Genomic DNA, 20691 nt, shown 5'->3' with positions numbered 1-20691 from the left:
AAAACAGCCGTTTAGTTTTAACCATATAGTAATAAGGGATGCCCATGTGTACTTTTAAATAAAACTAAATTTGTTGCGAATTTTTAACAGAATAAAGTTTACACCCTACTTATGAAAAAAATGCTACTTAACAACCCAGCCGCAAAAGTAAAATGCGTGGTTTCTTTAAAACACAGCTTCATTCTTTTGGCTTTCCTGCTGTTTGGCCTTCACCAGGCAAGCGCCCAATTGTGGACAAGCACTGGCGGCTCAGCCTGGCTTACGGGCAGCAACTGGACCGGCGGCTCAGTACCTACAAGTACCGGTATAACACAGTTTGGCGCCAATCCCACGAGCACTTCTGTCGGAGTCGGGATCAATTCCAATACGAATAGCAATGTACAGGTTGGAGCCATCGAATTGACTTCGGCTAAAACCACAAACATGCCGCTTGTCGGGAACAGCAGCGGTGGCGCAAGCGGAACACTGACATTGAACGGTGCAACCGTAAATGGGGTAAGCAACACGATTATAAGGAATGCCGGGGGGAACTTCACCTTCCAAAACAATCAGGGCGGTGCATCAGGAACAACCTTAGGCATTGTCCTCGGGAACGCTACGGCAAACGTCGTGAATATCGATGGGACGGGAAATATCGTCATCAGCAGCAATATTAGCGGTACGGGAAGGCTGCTTTCTTTCAATGCTACAAATACCGGTAATTTCAACCTTTCCGGAACCAATACTTATACAGGAGGTACAACCATTGGTGCAACCGGAGGTGGTACAGGAAGGATGCGTATAGACGCTGTGAATTCATTACCTACAACCGGGACAGTAACCATTAACACTGCAGGAAGCCTTCGCTTTAACGCGGCAGGAACTTACGGCGGCGCGTCACAGGCTTTGGTATTTAATCCAAACCAGACAACAACGCCTTCATTGGATATCAATACCGGTGCCGTAATATGGCAGGGTACTGTAAGCCTCAGCGCCGATACGAGGATCGAGCCAAGCGGCGCGGCAAACTCAATTACTTTTTCAGGAAATGCCACCGGGTCGGGAACATTGTTCAAACAGGCGGCAGGAACTTTGGTTTTATCAGGAACCGGCAATAACCTTACCGGCGGGACAAGCATCGGCAACGGCACACTGACTGTCAGCAGCGGTTCATCAATGGGTACAGGGGCTTTGACATTGGCACAGACTTCAACCAATACCACGACCATTAACCTGAACAACAGCGCTCAAACCATCAGCGGACTTTCAAGCTCATGGACGGCTGTTACGGGAACTATTGCACAAACCATCAACCTCGCAAGCGGACATACACTTACAATAAATCAATCAGGAAATACTACTTTCGGGGCAGGCGCAGTGAACACACTGACAACAAGGCTTGCAGGAAGCGGAAATATCATTAAAAACGGTGCGGGTACTTTAACCCTGACCAGTGCCAATACCTATACAGGTACCACTACAATAGCCGGAGGTAAATTGGATTTAGGGGTTGCAAATGCTTTGGCTTCTTCAACCAATGTTACCTTAAATGGCGGTACTTTGGGAACAGCTACGGGTTTCACGCAAACAGTAGGTACCTTAAACCTGAACAACAATGCCACTATTGCTTTGGGAGCAGGATCACATACGCTGACTTTTGCAGACAGCCATCTCATTACCTGGAACGGTACTACGCTGACGATTACAGGATGGACCGGAACTGCAGGCGCTTCGGGAACAGCTGGTAAGATTTTTGTTGGGTCAAATGCATCAGGGTTGGACAATACCCAACTTGCTAAAATTTCATTTACAGGATATTCAGGCCACGCTGCTATTTTAAGCACAGGCGAAATCGTACCTGAAGCCCTTACACCGACAATCAATGTGAGCGGTACGCTTTCCGCTTTAACAACAACTTACAGAACAGCTTCGGCAACAACATCTTATACCGTTTCGGGAACCAATATGGCTGCCGGCATTACGGTTACCCCTCCTGTTGGATTTGAGGTTTCCACTACTTCGGATTTTTCAGCGAATGTAGGCAGCAGCACTTCACCAATTACGGTTGGTGCTGCAGGTACGATTGCTTCAACAACCATTTATGTGCGTTTGGCATCGACAGCAACTCCGGGCAGTTATTCCGGAAATATCTCCAATGCTAGTGCTGGCGCAGTGACTTCCGATATTGCCACTGCTTTAAGTATGGTAAATCCAAAAGCACTGACCATCACAGGCGCTGCCGCACTGGATAAGATATATGACGGCAACACCAACGCTATCATTACCGGTACGCTTTCAGGCATCATCGCTCCGGATGTGGTTACATTGAACGGAACTGGAACTTTTGCTTCTGCCGCCGTAGCGAATAACATTCCTGTTACTTCAACGAGTACGCTTTCAGGAGCCCAGTCAGCTTATTATACACTCACACAGCCAACAGGGCTTACGGCGAATATTACGGCTGCGCATACCGCCCAAACCATTACCTTCAATGCCCTTTCACAGGTGGCTTATGGTGATGGAAGCTTCAGCCTTAATGCTACGGCAAGTTCAGGGTTGACGGTATCATATGTAAGTTCGAACACCAGCGTGGCTGCGGTTTCAGGAAATACCGTGACCATCCTTTCTGCGGGTTCGACGACGATTACCGCTTCGCAGGCCGGAGACAGCACTTATGATTCTGCAGCAACGGTAGACCAGGTATTAACCGTAAATCCCAAATCCCTTACGATTGCAGGTGCTGTAGCTTCAGATAAAATTTATGACAATAATACTGATGCCGTAATTACCGGTACACTATCAGGAATTGTGAGTTTTGACAGCGTGTCTTTCACGGGAACAGGTACTTTTGCGGCTGAAACTGTCGGAAACGACATCAGCGTCACCCCGACTGCTGCCTTAATCGGAAGCGCCGCTTCAAACTATACGCTGACACAGCCTACGGGACTTACCGCCGATATTACGCCAAAAACCTTAATACTAAACGCAGCTATAGCTTCCAACAAGGCATATGACGGTAATAATACTGCTGCCATTACCGGCACTTTGCAGGGTATCATCAGCGGGGATGCCGTTTCATATGTTGGCACAGGAAATTTTGCAACTGCTGCTATCGGAACAGGTATCAATGTAACTCCAGCCATAACCCTTACTGGCACTGACGCACCAAATTACAGCATTACACAGCCAACAGGCCTTACGGCAGATATCACTCCGGCAATATTGACCATCACAGGAATTACCGCAAACAACAAGACTTATGATGGCACTATTTCAGCAACACTCAGCGGAACTCCTGCTCTGACTGGGATTGTAGGTTCAGAAGATGTAACGATTGCAGGAACACCTTCTGTCACTTTCGCAACCGCCGACGCAGGCACTGCAAAAACGGTAACCGTGACAGGATATAGCCTTACGGGCAATGATGCAGGAAACTACAACCTGGCGCCCTTAGCACTGACCGCAGATATCGCCAGGGCCAACCAAACAATTACTTTCGGGACAATCCCTTCAAAAACGACAGCCGATGCGCCGTTTGTCTTGACAGCAACATCGGATTCAGGATTAGCCGTTACGCTTGTAAGCACCAATCCGGCAATTGCTTCATTATCAGCGAATACGGTAACCATCCTGAATTCAGGTACTGTAAACATCACCGCTTCACAAGCCGGAGACACCAATTACAATCCTGCTTTAAGTGTGGTACAACCATTGGTTATCGCCGCGCCTTTACTGATACAAACAGGATTTACAGGTGTTATTGTGCCACAATACATGGGCTCAGGGACTTCGACAAGGTTGCCGGTTATGTTCCGTGCTACGGTAAGCGGACTGGCACCGAATACTTCATACAGATATTACATCAACGGTGCTACAAATGCCACAACGGGTGGGGGAACAATTGATTTCGGCACGACAAACTCGGGTGCAGGAAACCCGTTGTTGCTTAACAATACTGGTACTACTTACATTTACAGTTCCAGCGCAAGCCTTAGTACAGCAGGGAATTACGAAACTTTCACGACTGATGCCTCTGGTAACTATACCGGCTGGTTCGGATTCGTGAATACCGGAAATGCCAGGTTTACCGCCGGAAATATCATTTATCCGACAATCACTATCGGAAATGCAAACGGATTGGCATTTTACAAATGGGCTATGGACCAGAGCATCAAGGTACTTGCCTTTAATGCTGCTGCCAATGCCAATAATGGTACTTTCATCAAAAGTAGTTCTTCGGCTACAGTCAAAAACTTCGTACAATTATATGACAATACTACAGGTACAGGCAGGCCGTTGGCATCTACCGTTGTGGAAAATATCGGGCTCACGATTGGAAGCGTTGTCACAGGATATGCTACTACAGCGGGAAGCTGGAATGCCATTATCCCGAATGTCAATGCCAATGGCGTGAAAAGGATTGAGCAAAGGAATCTTGCCAACAACATTGTAGGCTGTGCTTCTGACAACGACGGTTCGTGGAGTGCGGTGAATACCGTAAACCCTGCCGGAGGAACGACAGCACTGGTGATCGGCAACAGCGATGCACCATTGAACGTATGCCCTGCCGCCCCGGTAATTTCAAGTCCGCTTACTGCAACTGCCGCGGTAGGGACAGCTTTTACTTATAACATTACGGCATCTGACAGTCCGACAAGTTACAATGCGGTCGTTTTGCCTGGCGGATTAGCTCTCAATACCACGACCGGCGAAATTTCGGGTACTCCGACGACAGCAGGTATTTTCAGCGTAAGTATTTCTGCAACGAACGGATTGGGTACTGATACCAAAACTTTGGAAATTACAATTTCAAAAGGTTCGCAAACCATCACTTTCGGGGCATTGCCTTCAAAAGAAACTACTGACCCGGCTTTCAATTTAACGGCTACATCGCCAACTTCCGGAATCAACCCGATCACTTATTCGAGTTCGAATCCGGCCGTAGCGACCGTAAGCGGCTCTACCGTTACCCTTGTAGGTGCGGGAACTACTGTCATTACTGCTTCACAGGCGGGTAATGCTGATTATGACGCTGCCGCAGATGTGGACCAGAACCTCAACGTAACCACTCCGGCGCTGACCAACCAAACCATTACTTTTAATCCTCTGGCCAACAAAGTATACGGTGATGCCAGCTTCAACCTTACTGCCACGGCAAGTTCAGGACTGACGGTTACTTACATCAGTTCAGATACGAATGTCGCAACGGTTTCAGGTAATGTGGTGACCATTACCGGTGTTGGGACAACAAACATTACGGCTTCACAGGCTGGCGGTTCAGGGTACAATCCTGCTCCTGATGTAGTGCAGCCTTTAACCATAACTACAAAAGAACTTACTGTTTCAGGTGCTTCAGTGGCCACAAAAACATATGACGGTACTACTGCCGCGACAATTACAGGCGCGACTTTGGTAGGCATCGTCGGATCTGATAATGTGACCATCAGCGGGAACGGGAACTTTGTTACTGCAAATGCAGGAAACGGGATTTCGGTCAATACTAATTTCATCTTAGGCGGAACGGACGCTGCTAAATATTTCCTTACGCAGCCTGCAACCCTTACAGGAAATATCCTTAAGGCAGATCAAACGATTACTTTTGGCGCTTTGCCAACAAAAACCACCGGCGATGTGCCTTTCAACCTGACTGCATCGGCCTCATCAGGCCTGGCGATTGCTTACATCAGCTCTAACCCTGCTGTGGCCACTGTTGCCGGAAATACCGTAACCATCACAGGGATCGGAACAAGCACCATTACCGCCACACAGGCAGGCGATTCAAATTACAATACCGCCACCGATGTGGCACAGTTGCTTACGGTGACCTCATCATCGTTTACAAACGGGAATATAGCCGTATTGGTTACAAACCCTTCAGGCGTGACTGCTAATACTACCGCTTCCATTATCGAATTGAATCCGTCCACTGCGGGAACCGTTACCACAACAAATATTAGCGGGACAGGTGCATCGGCATTGCGTTTCTCAGGAAGTGCCACTTCAACGGGATACCTTGCCAACAGTAATGACGGCACACAGTTATATTTCAACGGAGCCAACAGCACTAACACTTCAGCGAATGCCAATACTTTGACAACCCGTGGTGTAGGATCCTTAAACAACGCCGGGACTTTTAACCTCGTTACATACACCGGTACTTCAGGCCAGCAGGCCCGTAGCGCCACAAGCCTTGATAACGCTGTACTATTCATCGGTGATCAGGGTGGTTTTTATACGAATAACGCGACAACACCCAGCCCGTCAGGAAACTTCAGGGGCGTGAAAGCATACGGCGGGGCAGTTTATGCACAAAGCAGCACCATCGCAGTAGGAACTATCGCAACACCAACAGGAGGCACATTGACCTTACTGCCAGGATTAACCGCGAGCGTAACCAATTTACAGGATTTCTGCCTGATGTCATCAGGGACGAATGGCGCTGCTTATGACATACTTTATACCATGTACGCCACTTCAAATACCGCCGGAACTGTAGCAAAATATTCACTGGTAAGCGGAAGCTGGACTGCCAACGGTACTTATACCACTACTTTCGGTGGATTCTCGATTGCTGCTAAAGCACAAGGCGGTGGCGCCTACCTGTTCGTATCAACCGGACAGGGCGCCTTGACAGCCAACAGCGTATTAAGGCTAACCGATACCGCCGGATTCAACAGTACCATAAATATCTCTACTTCGAGTAACCTGACCTTATACACTGCAGGAGCCGGTGCCATTGCAAAAGGTGTTGCCTTTGCCCCTGCACTAATCGCTCCGTCAATTACAAATGCGGTTTTAACTGATAATGGAACGGTAGGAACAGCATTAACAGGTTATACGATAACCGCCGTAAATGCGCCTGCCAGTTACCATGCGACAGGACTTCCATCCGGACTTACCGTAAATACCAACACTGGTGTTATCAGTGGTACACCGACACAGGCTGGCAGTTTCAACGTGACTTTATCGGCAACAAATGCCGCGGGTACGGGAACAGCCACGCTTTCGCTTACAGTGGCCAAAGGAACCCAGACCATAGTATTCAATACACTTCCTACGAAAGAATTTTCAGATCCTGATTTCACACTCACCGCAATATCAGCCACTGAGGTTATTATTCCGATCACTTATACGAGCTCCAACCCTGCTGTTGCTACAGTTGTGGACAATATCGTACATATCGTGGGAGCAGGTGTCACGAATATCATCGCTTCACAGGCAGGCAATAACGATTATTTCGCTGCCGCAGATGTGGTTCAGCCATTGAATGTGATCAATTCGACACTGGCGGACCAGACGATTACTTTCAATGCATTGGCAAACAAAACTTATGGCGATGCGCCATTCCAGCTGAATGCTTCGGCTTCGTCAGGACTTATGGTGACTTACCTCAGTTCGAATCCTGCCGTGGCTACAGTTTCAGGTGATATCGTAACCATCACAGGTATCGGAACGACTACGATTACCGCTTCACAAAACGGCAATTCGAGTTATAACCCTGCACCGAATGTAAACCAGTCGCTGACAGTTGACACCAAACAATTGACAGTGGCCAATGCTGTTGTGCCCACAAAAACTTATGACGGTACGAATACCGCAACGATCACAGGCGCTACTTTAGTTGGCGTAGTCGGCTCGGATGTAGTGACGATCAGCGGTAACGGTACTTTTGATGATGCTAATGCCGGAATCGGCAAACCGGTAACCACGACATTTACACTTGTTGGCGCTGATGCTGCAAAATATACTTTATTGCAGCCTTCATTAACAGGAACGATCAACAAGGCAAACCAGGCCATTACGTTCAATGCGCTTCCGCAGAAGTCAACGCTCGAACCTGATTATGCACCGGGTGCTACTTCTGCAACTTCAGCGATCAACCCGATCATATACAGCAGTTCGAATCCTGCCGTAGCCACAATCATCTCCGGAACGACGATCCACATTACGGGTGAAGGCACTACGACAATCACTGCTACACAGGCGGCAAGTACCAATTACAACCTGGCAACTGCTACGCAAAACCTGACTATTAAGGAGGGCCTCTACCTGAATCAATTCACAGGCGTTTCTGCCTGCCCGACGAACGGCAATATTGCACTCGTACAGGTCAATACAACAGGAACACCATTGACAAGGAATACCATTACCTGTAATTCGACCGGAAATGTATTCAACTCTACAACATTGAATGCTACTGCAATTGTTGTAAATACTTCTTACATCGAATTTTCGGTAAGTGTTGCCTCCGGATATAAGGTAAGGCTGAATTCGCTTGAATTCTTCAGGCAGGCGAGCAATTCGGCACCAAATAAGCTTGAGGTACGTTACAGCACAGACGGTTTTGCTACTTCGACTTCATGGGGTGCAGCGCCTTTATCAGCACCTGTTGGCACGGTTGCCACGTGGGATTTCGCCGATTTCGCTTCCGCAAATGGTGGAACGGTAACTTTCAGGCTGTATCCTTACGGAACACAGCGTGCCGATTTAACGGCGCCAGCCGCAGCAGCCAGCGGTACTTTCAGGCTGGATGACGTGACGCTTTACGGAAGTGTTGTCCCTGCCAGCATTACCTGGGATGGAACACAATGGTCTAACGCAAGCGGCCCTACCCTATTTACCGAAGCCATTATCAATGGAAACTATGATACGGCAATCCAGGGCGGGTTTGAGGCTGATATCCTGACAGTCAATGCTCCGGCAGTGCTGAATGTGGCATCAGGAACAACGCTTACGGTACAAAACGCTGTTAGTACAGTGAATAATGGTATCGTGCTTGCAAACAACGCCAACCTTATACAGGTTAATAATGCCGTAAATACTGGTATCGTTAAAGTGAGCAGGACCGCTTCAATGCGTCGTCAGGATTATGTGTATTGGTCGTCTCCCGTAACAGGAACCCAGTCATTGTTAAATTTCTCTCCGGAAACACTGACCAACCGTTTTTATGTTATGGACGAAGCAAGCAATAATTTCACTTCAGTGAACCCAGCCAACACTACGTTCGTACCTGCAAAAGGATATATGGTCAGGGCTCCGAATACCTTCCCGGCTACACCGCAGGCATTTACAGGCCTTTTTGCCGGTACACCTAATAACGGTAACATCACGATTCAGGCAACGCATGCGGGACAAGGATACAATATGATCGGTAACCCATATCCGTCCCCGATGAGCGCTACGGCTTTCCTTACTGCGAATCCGGCCTTAGGAACGCTTTACTTCTGGACACACTTTAACCAGGCTGCGGCTTCAGGAGAAAATTATGCAACGTTTAACAGTACTGGTGCGGCTTCTGCTTCAGGAAGTGCCGCTCCTAACGGTTTCATCCAGACAGGTCAGGGATTTGTGGTGAATGTAGCTTCCGGGACTACGGTTTCGTTTACCAATGCCATGCGTGCTGACAATCATGGGAATCAATTCTTCAGGAATGGGAACGTTGCTGATACTGAGGACGGACGCATTTGGTTAAACCTGAATGTCAATGGTTCAAAAATCAGTCAAATGCTTGTGGGTTATATTGAAGGTGCTACAAATGCCCTGGACCTTGCTTTTGACGGAAAATCGATTGAGGGACAAAGTTCCGCAATTTACAACCTCATCGATAATACACCTTATACGATCCAGGGGAAAGCGTTGCCGTTTGCAGATACTGATGTTGTGGCAATGGGTTTCCGCGCGATGACCGATGGCAATTTCACGATTTCACTTGACCATGTTGACGGATTATTTTCACAAGGGCAGGATATTTTCATCAAGGACAATTTCACCGGGATATATCACAACATTAAAGATGGCGGTTATACTTTCGCAACGACTGCCGGAAATTTTGCAAACCGTTTCGAAATCGTGTACCAAAATGCGCCTTTGAACGTAACACCGATCCTTGATGCCAACAGTATTGTGATTTATAAACAAAACGGGCAGCTTGTAATCAACGCTGGCAGCATCCTGATGGATGATATCAAAATTTTCGACATCCGCGGAAGATTGCTTTTCAACAGGAACGGGATCAATGCAGCAAATTATATGGTAAGCCAATTTACGGCGGAACAGCAACTGCTGATTGTCCAGATTACTTCGGTTGATGGGAAGACCGTCAATAAGAAAACAGCATATTAATCAGATATATGTAATTAAAAGAGCCTCCTTCGGGAGGCTTTTTTGTAACCAATAAGCTGAAAATTACTTCAGAAAGTATACTTTTTAAACTCTGACCTGTGATTGTTCGTGACGAGCCATTCAATCAGGTCTTCTTTGCCATAATAGTGCGGCAGCTTGTCGGCTTCGGCATACATCATAATGATTTCCTGTCCAGGGAAAAACTTGGCGTAAGTCCTTTTAATCCGTTCCTTCTGCATGCGGCTCAGGGCATTGACTTTTTTGTAGACAAGTGCAAACCTGGTGTCGTCGGCTTCTAATTCTACTGCAATTACTTCCATGGTTTTGTGTTTAAGTGGTGTTTGTTGGTTCGGAGCTACACAAATTTGGCATAATTACGCTGGAAATCAAAAAAAAACGGCTGTAAATGTCACAGTTTTAATGTAAAATACATCTTTTGATGTAGGGACATGTAATGCCATTTTGCCATTTTGTTTTAAGGCTTAAGCCAAAATAAAAAAACCTTCCGCAAAGAAGGTTTTATAAGTTCGGGGAAACCGGGTTTACACGCCAGCCTCGGCATATTTTTTGAAATTATCCAAAATGGCCTGCCAGCCGCCCTGTTGCATTTCCACAGGATTAATATTTTCGGCATCAAAGGTTTCCGTTAAAATGGTCTGACCAGCCTGGCCTTCGAAAGTGATTTCAACTTTACGGCCATCTTCAATCGTATAGGCAATAAACCGGTTGTGGTCCACTTTTGTATAAGTCCCTTTGAAATCGAACGACATGCTGCCATCGCGCGCCGCCATAGTCGAGGTAAAGCTCCCGCCTTCACGAAGATCGTTTTCGGATCTAGGCGTATGCCATTCAGGCGAAGGAGAACACCATTTGGTAATGTCGTCCGGGTTATTCCACAATTGCCAGACTTTTTCCACTGGGGCGTTGACTGTTGTTTTTACTGTAATTTTCATAAGATAATATTGAGATGTGAGTATTGAGAATTGAGATGGTCATCATGAATTGCCGTCAAAAGCATCCTGAAGTTTTTGAAGATCAAGCTTTACCATTTGCATCATCGCCTGGAATGCACGGTTGATGCCTTCACTGTTGCCAGAAGTGTACATGTCATACAGCTGTACGGGGCAGATTTGCCATGATAATCTGTATTTGTCCTTAAGCCAGCCGCAGGCTGAAGATTCGCCGCCTTCAATAAGCGCATCCCAGTAATAATCAATTTCCTGCTGGGTTTCGCAGTTCACTACGAAAGATACCGCTTCTGTAAATTTAAAGGCCGGACCACCATTTAATCCCGTGAATTCCTGCCCGTCCAGTTCGAATGTCACCGTCATCACGCTGCCTTCAGGCGCCGGGCCGTTTGGCGGGTAATGTGTTACCGACTTGATTTCTGAATTTTTAAAGAAGCCGGTGTAAAACTTCGCGGCTTCTTCTGCATTTTGATCAAACCATAAAAACGGGCTGATCAGTTTTCCTGTGTGTATCATTTTTTTAAGATTTAAAAGGTTGTGATTCATTCTTTTAATTTGATATGACAAAGTTAAATGAACAAATATCCTTCGATGTGGTGTAAAAACGACATTTAGAGATCGGAATTCGACAATGTTAAGGCAGCAGATACGGTCCCAAATAATCCATCCAAAGAAGGAAGCCGGCCACACCTCCCGTGATTCCTGCAGTAAGGAAGGTAAGACGGTATTTTTTCGGAATGACAGCAAAAATTACATAAGCCACAATCAATAGCCCGATGATGCCTGTAATTACGGAAGCAGTCCATAGCGGGACCTTCAGATAATACGATATATACCATTCATCCCCTCCTATCCAATGTCCCTTGCCGGTGATGATTTTGTACCCGAATGAATGCAAAATATTGCTCGGCTGCCTAATCCAGAAGAAAGCCAGGAACACAAAAATCCAATCATTGATATGGAAAAGTGCAGCGCGGGATTTTTTTCTACGATACCATAAAATACAAAAACCGATAGTACCGGTGAGCATGGTTTGTAAAGGCCCGCCAAGGCGTATCCATAAATCATTGCGGTGCATCTGCCTGCATTTGGCATCAACAGCAGCCTTGGCCGGATAGGGCTGCTTATTCTTGATTTCGTTGAGATATGGATACGCCAATCGATGCAGTTCCGCCTTTTCAGCTTTCCTATCGACATGCATGCTTTGGTAAGAAAGGGTCGTCTTATAACCCAAAGATTGTGCCACGGCTATGTGCCCGTATTCATGTGAAAGCGTACCGATAATGGTACAGCCGATAAAGGCCAGGAAAATATAAAGGAATAATTTGGGCTGTATTTCAATATGTTTCATAAGATAAATGTAGGAATTAATAACAAACCTGGTGAATGATCCTTGCCACCGGCACCAAATCATAAAACAATTCTAATTTTTAAAATACCGATTTTAAAATTAACGAATTAGACTATCTTTGCCGTCCCTAAAAGCGGGAAAGCCATATGAAATTCGATTTACTACAGAAAGATTCCCAATCCAAAGCCCGTGCAGGCAGCATTACTACCGATCATGGTGTGATTGAAACCCCGATCTTCATGCCGGTCGGCACCGTGGCCTCAGTAAAAGGCGTTCACCAACGCGAATTGAAGGAAGAGATCAATCCGGATATCATCCTCGGAAATACATACCATTTGTACCTCCGTCCGCAGACTGAAATCTTGGAAAAGGCTGGTGGTCTGCACAAATTCATGAACTGGGACCGCAACATCCTGACCGATTCCGGCGGGTACCAGGTATATTCGCTTTCGGCAAACCGCAAGATTAAGGAAGAAGGCGTAAAGTTCAAATCGCATATCGATGGCTCATACCACTTTTTCACGCCTGAAAATGTGATGGAGATCCAGCGCACCATCGGGGCAGATATTATTATGGCTTTTGATGAATGCACGCCCTATCCATGCGATTACCGTTATGCACAGCGCTCGATGCACATGACGCACCGCTGGCTCGACCGTTGTATTTCGCATTTGGATACACTGCCATTTAAATATGGTTACGAGCAAACATTTTTCCCGATTGTCCAGGGAAGCACTTATAAGGATTTGCGACGCCAATCTGCAGAATATATAGCCAATGCGGGACAGCAGGGCAATGCCATAGGAGGATTATCTGTAGGAGAACCGGCCGAGGAGATGTATGCCATGACGGAAGTGGTCTGCGAAATCCTTCCTGAGGACAAGCCACGGTACCTGATGGGCGTAGGAACACCAATCAATATTTTGGAGAATATCGCTTTGGGAATTGATATGTTCGACTGCGTAATGCCTACAAGGAATGCCAGGAACGGCATGCTTTTTACCTCCAACGGCACGATTAATATCAAGAACAAAAAATGGGAAGCCGATTTCTCTCCACTGGATGAAATGGGGCATACCTTTGTAGACACAGAATACACCAAAGCGTATTTACGACACCTGTTTGCCGCGAATGAATACCTTGGGAAACAGATTGCAACCATCCACAACCTTGGATTTTATATGTGGTTGGTTCGTGAAGCCAGAAAGCATATCTTAGCGGGAGATTTCCGTGAATGGAAGGAAAAAATGGTAAAACAGATGGACCAAAGATTATAAAAAGGTACAGGTTGCAGGCTACAAGGCACAGGTTAGTGCCTTTAAAATCCTGAACCCTGAACCCTGAACCTTGTACCCGAATGAGCATAATAGACAAATACATCCTCAAGCGCTACCTCGCCACATTCACAGTGATGTTGCTGATGTTTATCCCTATCGGGATTGTGATTGATGTATCTGAGAAAGTGAACAGGATGCTCCAGAATAAAGTGGCATTCAGTGCCATTGCGAGATATTACCTCGATTTTACGATTTATTTTGCAAACCTTTTATTCCCGATTTTCCTGTTCCTGTCCGTGATCTGGTTTACTTCAAAACTGGCCAATAATACTGAAATCATTGCCATACTGAGTTCAGGGATTTCGTTCAATCGCTTTTTAAGGCCTTATATCATCGGGGCAGGAATGGTATCATTATTTTCATTGATGATGGGGTTCTACCTCGTGCCTTCAGCCAGTGAGGGATTCAATAATTTCCGTTACAGGTACCTGCGGGGCAATGGGCTCAATGAAATGCGCCAAACCAGTGATGTATTCCGGCAGGTGAATGACAATGAGTATATTTACGTACAAAATTTCAACCAGGAAAGGGGAACGGCTTTTAAATTTTCGTTATCCAAATTCAAGGATCAAAAACTGCTTTTCAAGATTGATGCGGAAAGGATCAGGTACAATCCTAAGACGAAAAACTTTACCATGTTCCAATACCGCAAAAGGACGGTTGGCGCACTGAATGACAAACTCGAAAAAGCCGAAAAGAAAGATACGATATTCAGTTTCGAACTTGAGGATTTAGCGCCCACAGTATATGTTGCAGAAACACTCAGTTTCGGGGAACTTAATAAATTCATTGAACGGGAAAAGAAGCGTGGCTCCTCGAACATCAACACCTATCTTGTGGTTTTGTATAAAAAATACAGCATTCCCGTTTCCGCATTTATCCTTACTATTATTGCTGTCGCAGTATCTTCAATGAAACGCCGCGGCGGCATGGGGATGAACCTTGCTATCGGGATTGCGCTCGCGTTCATTTACATTTTCTTCGATAAGATTTTTGGTGTCCTGGCCGAAAAGTCGACTATGCCGCCGTTGCTTGCCGTTTGGATCCCGAACGTGATTTTCGGAATCCTGGCCATTTACCTGCTCCGCAATGCCAAGCGCTAAACTCAAGGCATATTTAAACCTGCACCTGATTGTCTTCATTTGGGGATTTACAGCCGTACTCGGCGCGCTCATCAATGTAAAAGATGCCGTATTGGTATGGTACCGCATGCTCAGCGCCGGGATTTTCCTTTTAATTTACCTGCTTTTAACCGGAAGGAAAATCATATTGCCGTTCAAGGCCGCTGCAAACCTGGTATTTGTCGGCTTGTTGATTGCCATTCACTGGGTGTTTTTCTTCCGCGCCATTAATATTTCCAACGTCTCTATTACACTCGCGATGTTTTCGGCCGGTGCTTTCCTGGCATCCGTACTCGAGCCGATATTCTACAAACGTAAAATGTTGTGGTATGAAGTGCTTTTCGGACTGGTCATCATCGCCGGTTTGTTTATGATCATGAACGTCGAGGTACATTATCTTGACGGTGCCTTATGTGCGTTATTTTCTGTATTTGTCGGTGTGGTATTTACGTTATTTAATGGCAAATTAATCCAGAAACACGACCCTGCGGTCATCACTTTGTATGAATTCTTTGCCGGTACATTTTTCGTATCATTGTATCTTTTATATGATGGTGCCTTTAAGCCCGCATTCTTCTCCGTTTCCATGAATGACTGGATTTTGATCCTGATCTTATCGTCTGTGTGCACTGCGTATGCGTTTACCGCTTCGGTAAATGTGATGAAAAAACTGACGCCATATACCGTGATGCTTACCACGAACCTCGAACCAGTTTACGGCATCCTGCTGGCCTATTTCATTATCGGGCAGGGTGAACGCATGAGCTTGTCGTTTTACGTGGGCGCTTCGGTGATTATTGTGACGGTAATTTTGAATGGCGTGATTAAGAACCGCAGCAGACAACAGTCTGGCAATAGCTGAATACCATAGAATTGATTTTTTAAGTTTTTGGATGTTTTATATAAATGTAAATTTTTATAAGGCAGTCAAATAAATTGAATTGATTTATCGTTGTAATCTTACAAAAAGAGTATAACCAATTTATTCACAAACAATTAAATCAGTAAAGTTATGGCATCAATTGACACTGTAGAAAGTATTGCAAAGCTTAAGGCTTACCCTCCCAGCGACAAAATCATCGTTTATGTAAAGTCCTATTACGATTATGACGACTTTGATCCAAGTATGGATTACCATCTGGCCGATGGCGGCGGCGGGATGTTTCGCTTCGACCTGAAAAGCAACGCCATACCGGATTTGGGAATTAATTTCACTTCAGACCATGTTGAAAGAGATGCGCCGGGAAGATGGGTCAGGCAGTACGATGGCCACATTAATGCCGCTTATTTTGGAATAGTCAAACATCCGATACAACTGGCGCCAACTGTGAAGAAAAACCACGAAAGGCTACAGGATGCCATCGATTTCTGCCACCGAAACGCTCAGGGAATTACATATGCTGGTTATTCTCCTTCCACAGACCCTTTCCCAGATGATTTGGCTTATGGCGATTTTACCATTTATTTTCCGGAAGGCGTTTACTGGCTGCAACCGACTGAGTCACTTATATTAAGATCGGGAACACATCTTAAAGGTGATACCACAACAATAATAAGACTCCATGAGGTACTTCCAAGCCTGGATTACTTATTTAAAATAGACAGAGGTGGCATTTACCGGCTTTGTATTGAAACCATTAAATTTAATTTAAGTTGTCATCCTTCAAATGATAACAGGGTGGGCTGGTTGCATGCTAAAGGCCAGCCCTCTGATAGTGGCGATTTTTCAGGAGGGTTATACGGAGCTATCATTAAAGATGTATATGTTGAAGAAGTAGGCAGGCACGGTATTTATTTCGAAGGTGGTGAATTTGTTGAGAATGATACATCCTGGAATAAAACATGCAACCAATTTGTTTATCTGGAAAATGTTTGGGTAGAAAGACAATTTGACTATCACAACAGTTTCAGGATTACCGGCCAGAATGTCAACATGTCTTTCATAAATTGTAATCCGACCATGCCCAATGCCAACTTTAACGATGAACACCCAACATTACTAGGTGCAGCATTCCATGTCGAATCAGTTTCACAGGATACGGGATTCAACCAATCGCTTATATTTATCGGATGCGATGCCGGTGGCGCACCGGGCAGGCCCGGCGAAATAGGGTTTTATTTCAAAAATGCGCGAAACGTATTGATCCAGAACAGCTGGATTGAAGACTCAGAATTTGGCATTTATGTTGAGAACTGTAGTGCTATAAGCATACTCGACAATAATTTTGCCAATGCAGCTGCAAACGGTGGCCTTAACAGATCCATGCTTAACCCTGACCGAAAAGGCGCTTGTATCGCAGTAAAAAACTCTGTCATCAACGTGGAAAGGAATAATGTTTCGATAGGATATCCGGATCCGGAGGATATTGATGGGAATTATAAGTATTATAATGAAAGATTCATCCTGGGTCTTACGAACGAGGGGACTCTTGAATTCAATAATACCATTAATTCGCAGAATAATTACTTTGCGAATCATATGCTGAGCCAGACTTTTGGGATTGCACAATATGTTGAAGTTAAAACTATAGCGGTGCCATTTTATCATCCGCAAGGTGACGCGTCTCCACCGTGTGCGACTAAAAGAGGAATTATTACTGATGGTAAAAAGTTAGTTTTACTAATAAAAGAAAAAGATGTGGAAAGTCCTGACAACACTATTTACCGCATAAATTCAACGTTAAACGCAGGTGAAACGCTGCATGTGTTTGCAGAAGATGCCGATTTTACATTCGTATCGATGGGCATACCTGAATGGACAGGGAAAAATATATGGCTTGCATTTGATGAGAAATTTGTGCTTCGACAAGGGCACAACGCAACTTTTGTAAAATTCGACGGAGTTAATGGCAATGAAACCTGCTCCTATGTATTGACGTCCACCTATTAGGAATACAGATTCAATTATGATAACCCTTTCAGTATGCGTTGCTGAAAGGGTTATATTTTTTTAAAGGGCATAACGCCAATTTACCGTGGAGCCGCGCGAGGGATCGCAGCAAGCTGCCATGCAGCGCGGAGAGCCCGACCCGGCGCAGCAAGGGTCGCGCCCAAAATGTTTAAAACTTAACACAAAAAAACGTTTTCCCACGCCATTTTAAATTTTATCTTTGTAGTTCGAACTTTAATTAAAACGCACCGATCCTATGGAATATTTAGATTTTGAGCTTCCTATAAAAGAGCTGGAGGAACAGTTGGACAAATGCCAGGTCATCGGCCAGGAATCCGACATCGATGTGACCAATACCTGCAAGCAGATCGAGAAAAAACTGGAAGAAACCAAGAAAAAAATATACAAAAACCTGACCGCATGGCAGCGCGTACAGCTGTCACGCCACCCGAACCGACCTTATACGATGGACCATGTACACGCGCTTTGCGGTGATTCATGGCTCGAGCTTTTCGGGGACCGCAGCTTTAAGGATGATAAAGCCATGATCGGTGGATTGGGCAAGATTGGCGGACAGTCGTTTATGATCGTCGGACAGCAAAAAGGGTACAATACGAAAACCCGCCAGTACCGCAACTTCGGGATGGCAAACCCTGAAGGCTACCGCAAGGCATTGAGGCTGATGAAGATGGCCGAGAAATTCGGCATCCCTGTAGTCACGTTCATTGATACGCCAGGCGCTTATCCGGGACTGGAAGCGGAGGAACGCGGACAGGGAGAAGCCATTGCACGCAACATCTTTGAAATGATCCGATTAAAAACGCCGATTATTGCGGTGATTGTCGGAGAAGGCGCTTCAGGTGGTGCACTCGGGATTGGTGTAGGAGACAGAGTGTTAATGATGGAAAACACCTGGTATTCGGTGATTTCGCCGGAGTCCTGCTCGTCAATCCTTTGGAAAAGCTGGGATTATAAGGAACAGGCAGCCGAAGCATTGAAACTGACCTCGACCGATATGAAGAAACAAAACCTTGTTGACGAGGTGATTCCGGAGCCACTGGGCGGAGCGCATTATGACAGGATCACGGCTTCAAAAACGGTCGAAGAATATATCATTAAGGCATTCAATGAGCTCAAGGATTTATCAACACCAGATCTTATTGCAAAGAGGATGGATAAATACAGCAAGATGGGCGAGTATAAAGAATAGGGCTTATAACACAAGTCTTTTTGAAAATCCAAGGCCCCGAGTTTTGGATTTTTTTTTGATATGAACAATTAAATAAAGTTATACCGAGTTATCAACATGGGGACTGTTATAAGTGTAATTTCTCCGGCTTAACTTTTTGGTTACATTCGCAACATGGAAAATCTCAGAAACATAAACCCGATCAGGGTGGACAAAACCACCTTAATCAACCTCGAAAAAGGCAAGCTTCCGCCTCAGGCCATTGATCTTGAAGAAGCGGTGCTTGGCGCGATGATGATTGATAAAAAAGGTGTGGACGAGGTAATCGATATCCTGCAGCCCGACGCATTTTACAAAGAGGCACACAAGCATATTTTTGAAGCGATCGTACAGCTTTTTACCGATACGCAGCCCATTGACTTATTGACGGTATCGGCGCAATTGAAGAAAAATGCCAAACTGGACCTCTCAGGTGGGGATTTTTATTTGATCCAACTCACGCAGAAAATATCCTCATCGGCGCATATTGAATTCCACTCGAGGATCATACTGCAAAAATTCATCCAACGCAGCTTAATCAAAATTTCGTCTGAAATTATCGAAGAATCATACGACGAAACTACAGATGTATTTGATTTATTAGATAAGGCAGAATCAAAATTATACGAAGTAACCCAAGGAAACATCAAAAGGAGTTCCGAAACCGCGCAAAGCCTTGTGATCCAGGCCAAGAAAAGGATTGAGGAAATCGCCGGAAAAGAAGGCCTCAGCGGTATTGCCACCGGTTTTGAGAAGCTCGACAAGGTGACTTCAGGCTGGCAGCCGAGCGATTTGATCATTATCGCCGCAAGGCCGGGTATGGGTAAGACGGCTTTCGTATTGTCGATGGCAAGGAACATTGCGATAGATTTCGGGCATCCGGTGGCTTTGTTTTCACTGGAGATGTCGTCCGTGCAATTGATTACACGTTTGATTTCGTCGGAAACCGGGCTTTCTTCTGAGAAATTAAGGACCGGAAAACTCGAAAAACACGAGTGGGAACAATTGACCACCAAAGTCAAGAACCTTGAAAAAGCACCATTGTATATTGATGATACGCCGTCACTTTCGATTTTTGATTTACGGGCCAAAGCAAGGAGACTTTCCTCCCAGCATGGCATCAAGATGATTATTGTCGATTACCTTCAATTGATGACTGCCGGCGGAAACGGCAAAGGTGGCGGAAACCGCGAACAGGAAATCTCTACAATTTCAAGGAACCTGAAAGCCCTGGCAAAAGAACTTGGTGTCCCGGTGATCGCGTTATCACAATTATCGCGTGCCGTGGAAACGCGCGGTTCGAGTAAAAGGCCTTTGCTTTCGGATCTTAGGGAATCCGGAGCAATTGAGCAGGATGCCGATATCGTATCGTTCATCTACCGTCCAGAATATTACAAGATTGACGAATGGGATGACGATGAGCACAGTCCGACCGAAGGCCAGGCAGAATTCATCATTGCAAAGCACCGTAACGGTAGCCTGGAAAACATCCGATTGAAGTTTATCGGGAACCTGGGTAAGTTTGACAATTTAGAAGATTATGGAGGCAACTATGATGACCTCCCATCAAAAATGAACCACGAAGACAACCCGTTTACGGTAAAACATCTGCCCTCTCCGAATGAGGCTTTTGGCAGTAGCGCCAATAATCATGACGACGACAGTGATGTGCCGTTCTAATTCAATAAATATAAA

11 protein-coding genes are annotated in these 20691 nt (G+C 45.6%); 7 read left to right on the top strand and 4 right to left on the bottom strand.

The window, feature by feature from the left end:
* Window positions 1–111 precede the first annotated feature (111 nt).
* The gene (locus tag HYN49_RS08620) at window positions 112–10101 is read left to right on the top strand and encodes a YDG domain-containing protein (protein WP_108903737.1); all 9990 of its coding nucleotides are present in this window, start codon (window positions 112–114) and stop codon (window positions 10099–10101) included.
* Window positions 10102–10169: 68 nt separating this feature from the next.
* Here the strand turns inward: HYN49_RS08620 and HYN49_RS08615 are convergent, their stop codons facing one another.
* The 4 genes from HYN49_RS08615 to HYN49_RS08600 all read right to left on the bottom strand — a co-directional run bounded on the left by HYN49_RS08615 (window position 10170) and on the right by HYN49_RS08600 (window position 12420).
* Window positions 10170–10421: a hypothetical protein gene (locus HYN49_RS08615; RefSeq protein WP_108903736.1), complete on the bottom strand. Its 252-nt coding sequence runs from the start codon at window positions 10419–10421 to the stop codon at window positions 10170–10172.
* Between the two features lie 222 nt (window positions 10422–10643).
* Complete coding sequence (locus HYN49_RS08610) at window positions 10644–11054, bottom strand: SRPBCC family protein (RefSeq protein ID WP_108903735.1); 411 nt, start codon at window positions 11052–11054, stop codon at window positions 10644–10646.
* 42 nt (window positions 11055–11096) lie between these two features.
* The gene (locus HYN49_RS08605; RefSeq protein WP_108905002.1) at window positions 11097–11585 is read right to left on the bottom strand and encodes a VOC family protein; all 489 of its coding nucleotides are present in this window, start codon (window positions 11583–11585) and stop codon (window positions 11097–11099) included.
* A 118-nt stretch (window positions 11586–11703) separates the two neighbouring features.
* On the bottom strand, window positions 11704–12420 hold the full coding sequence (locus HYN49_RS08600) for a hypothetical protein (protein WP_108903734.1): 717 nt from the start codon (window positions 12418–12420) through the stop codon (window positions 11704–11706).
* Between the two features lie 146 nt (window positions 12421–12566).
* Here HYN49_RS08600 and tgt point away from each other — a divergent pair, with 146 nt between their 5' ends.
* From tgt to dnaB, 6 genes are all read left to right on the top strand, one after another.
* A complete protein-coding gene (gene tgt / locus HYN49_RS08595; RefSeq protein ID WP_108903733.1) occupies window positions 12567–13697 on the top strand; it encodes a tRNA guanosine(34) transglycosylase Tgt in 1131 nt (376 codons plus the stop codon).
* An 80-nt stretch (window positions 13698–13777) separates the two neighbouring features.
* Complete coding sequence (locus HYN49_RS08590; RefSeq protein ID WP_108903732.1) at window positions 13778–14860, top strand: LptF/LptG family permease; 1083 nt, start codon at window positions 13778–13780, stop codon at window positions 14858–14860.
* Window positions 14847–15740 (top strand): DMT family transporter, encoded by an 894-nt coding sequence (locus HYN49_RS08585; RefSeq protein WP_108903731.1) that lies wholly within the window; start codon window positions 14847–14849, stop codon window positions 15738–15740. Before HYN49_RS08590 ends, HYN49_RS08585 begins: the two co-directional genes overlap by 14 nt.
* Before the next feature lie 150 nt (window positions 15741–15890).
* Complete coding sequence (locus HYN49_RS08580; RefSeq protein ID WP_108903730.1) at window positions 15891–17768, top strand: hypothetical protein; 1878 nt, start codon at window positions 15891–15893, stop codon at window positions 17766–17768.
* A gap of 256 nt (window positions 17769–18024) precedes the next feature.
* Window positions 18025–18978 carry an acetyl-CoA carboxylase carboxyltransferase subunit alpha gene (locus tag HYN49_RS08575; protein ID WP_108903729.1) on the top strand — a complete coding sequence of 318 codons (954 nt, stop codon included), beginning with the start codon at window positions 18025–18027 and terminating at the stop codon, window positions 18976–18978.
* Window positions 18979–19131: 153 nt separating this feature from the next.
* Window positions 19132–20676: a replicative DNA helicase gene (gene dnaB, locus HYN49_RS08570; RefSeq protein ID WP_108903728.1), complete on the top strand. Its 1545-nt coding sequence runs from the start codon at window positions 19132–19134 to the stop codon at window positions 20674–20676.
* The last annotated feature ends 15 nt before the right edge of the window (window positions 20677–20691 follow it).

The sequence above is a fragment of the Flavobacterium pallidum genome (assembly GCF_003097535.1).
Classification (GTDB): Bacteria; Bacteroidota; Bacteroidia; order Flavobacteriales; family Flavobacteriaceae; genus Flavobacterium; species Flavobacterium pallidum.
The sequence above is the reverse complement of the archived record's forward strand: the minus strand, read 5'-3'. Positions and strand labels throughout refer to the sequence as shown.